The organism is Ruminococcus callidus ATCC 27760, from assembly GCF_000468015.1.
GTDB classification, from domain to species: Bacteria; Bacillota; Clostridia; order Oscillospirales; family Ruminococcaceae; genus Ruminococcus_C; species Ruminococcus_C callidus.
The window spans coordinates 1192-3444 of sequence record NZ_KI260290.1 but is presented as its reverse complement, the minus strand read 5'-3'; the positions used below and the strand labels follow the sequence as shown (position 1 = coordinate 3444).

Genomic DNA, 2253 nt, shown 5'->3' with positions numbered 1-2253 from the left:
ATCTTACGCACAAGCTTTGTTCAGTGTTTCCTTAAGGCACATTAAAAAACGCTCCAAGGAGGAATGAAGTTGCAATCCAAACGTCAGCCGAAAGTGCATACCTATTCCAAAAAGCGGCGGCGAAAAGTGCAGCCCGCCAGAGCGATTTTATCGGTCGGCTTTACCTTTCTGGTTGCCGGCGTGATCGGCGTGGTGGGGTACAGCATTGCCAAGCCGATTCTGGAATACTCCGGTGCTCCCCGTGTCACGGAGCAGGCGGAGGGAACTTTACCGGCAGCCACCGCAGCGGCAACAGCGGAGATCTCCACCGAGGCAGAAACACTGCCGGCAGTTGCCACCTCCACACCGGCTGTAGCAGAAGAATCGCTGTCCGAGGGCTATCAGCTTTCTGCGGCGGCACTGGAAAACAGCAGCACACTTTCCACAGCCATGCAGACTGCACGAAATGCAGTGCCGACGGGAAAACTGCTGGTGATCCCGCTGAAAATTGCCGGCGGGGAACTGTGCTATCAGACAGATGTGGCACTGGCAAAAAGCTGCGGTGCGGCAAAGGGCAGCCTGCAATTGTCAGAGATCGCAGAAGCGGCAAAGGCACAGGGCTGGACACCGGTGGCACAGCTGAGCCTGCTGCGGGATAACCTGCTGCCGGACGCAGATGCAGAGGCAGGGTATATGGTGACCAGCGGCGGACGCTGGCTGGACAATACCAAGGAAAACGGCGGCAAGGCGTGGGCGAGTCCGTTCAGCGATGTTACAGTGCAATACCTGAAAGATATTACCGCCGAGGTGACCGCAGCCGGCTTCTCTCAAATCTGGTGCACGGACGTGGTGTTTCCCGATTTCCGGAACTCCGACCTCACCTATATCGGAGAATCCGTACAGAATCCGGAACGGAAAACGGCTCTGACCAGTTTGGTGAACACGCTGGCACAGACTGCCGGCAGTGTGCCGCTGTGGGTGGAAACTTCTGCCGCAGATGCTGCCGCCGGAACAGCGGAAGTATTTGATCCTGAGAACCTGACAGTTTCCGGCGTGGTGATGGATCTTCAGGCAGATGCAGGGCAGGCACAGGCGATACTGCCGCAGATTCAGGCAAAGACGGCGGAGATGCCGCTGTGTCTGACTGCTGAGATCAGCGGAGCCCCTGCTGAGGAATTACAAACATTGAAAAGTGCAGCAGACAACGGCGTTTCTGCGGTTGTGCTGACTGAAAAATAACAGACAGAATAAATATAAAGGAGCTGGTCAGAATGGCTGGAAAATTTACTGTATCATTAGGAAAAATCATTGATGAATTTCATCTGGAAACCATCTATATGCCCAAAGACCCCACAGAGATCCTGATCGACGAAAACGATGTCACTCGTCCGGGATTGCAGCTCATGGGCTTCTATGAGTACTTCAATCCGGAACGCATGCAGATCATCGGTAAAATGGAGTTTGCATATCTCTCCACGATCGACGAAGAAACCCGCACCCAGCGTCTGGACGCTCTGATGTCCCGCCACATTCCGGCACTGATTATTGCACGGGAACTGCCGTATTTTTCGGAAATGCTGGATCTGGCGAAAAAGTACGATGTGCCGCTGCTCCGCAGTAAGGAGAGCACTTCCAACTTTATCTCCGGTCTGATCGCATTCCTGAACCTGAATCTTGCTCCCCGCATCACACGCCACGGCGTTCTGATCGAGATCTACGGCGAAGGCGTATTCATTACCGGCGAAAGCGGTGTCGGCAAGAGCGAAACCGCAATTGAGCTTGTCAAGCGTGGTCACCGTCTGGTGGCAGATGATGCGGTAGAGATCCGCAAGGTTTCCAACATCAGTCTGGTGGGCAGTTCTCCGGACAATATCCGCCACTTCCTGGAACTGCGTGGTATCGGTATCATCAACGCCCGCCGGCTGTTCGGTATCGGTGCGGTAAAGAACACGGAAAAAATTGAACTGATCGTGGAAATGGAACAGTGGAATCCGGAAAAGATTTACGACCGTATGGGTGTGGATACCCAGTTTGCCACCATTCTGGGCGTAAAGATTCCGATGCTGACCATTCCGGTAAAGCCGGGCAGAAATCTGGCAGTCATTCTGGAAGTTGCTGCGATGAACAACCGTCAGAAAAAAATGGGCTACAATGCTGCAACCGAACTGCTGGATCAGCTGGGACTGGATATGGAATCCAAGGAAGTTGTCAAGGATTACGACGCATTTTAAGGGCGATACCGTGCAAAGTCGCCAGATGCTCTTTGTGCGGTAT

Annotated in this window: 2 protein-coding genes; both read left to right on the top strand. The window is 53.6% G+C overall.

All coding sequences use genetic code 11. The features are described from left to right. Window positions 1–69 precede the first annotated feature (69 nt). On the top strand, window positions 70–1218 hold the full coding sequence (locus RUMCAL_RS00650) for a putative glycoside hydrolase (RefSeq protein ID WP_169725970.1): 1149 nt from the start codon (window positions 70–72) through the stop codon (window positions 1216–1218). 32 nt (window positions 1219–1250) lie between these two features. Next, complete coding sequence (gene hprK / locus RUMCAL_RS00645) at window positions 1251–2210, top strand: HPr(Ser) kinase/phosphatase (protein WP_021680436.1); 960 nt, start codon at window positions 1251–1253, stop codon at window positions 2208–2210. The last annotated feature ends 43 nt before the right edge of the window (window positions 2211–2253 follow it).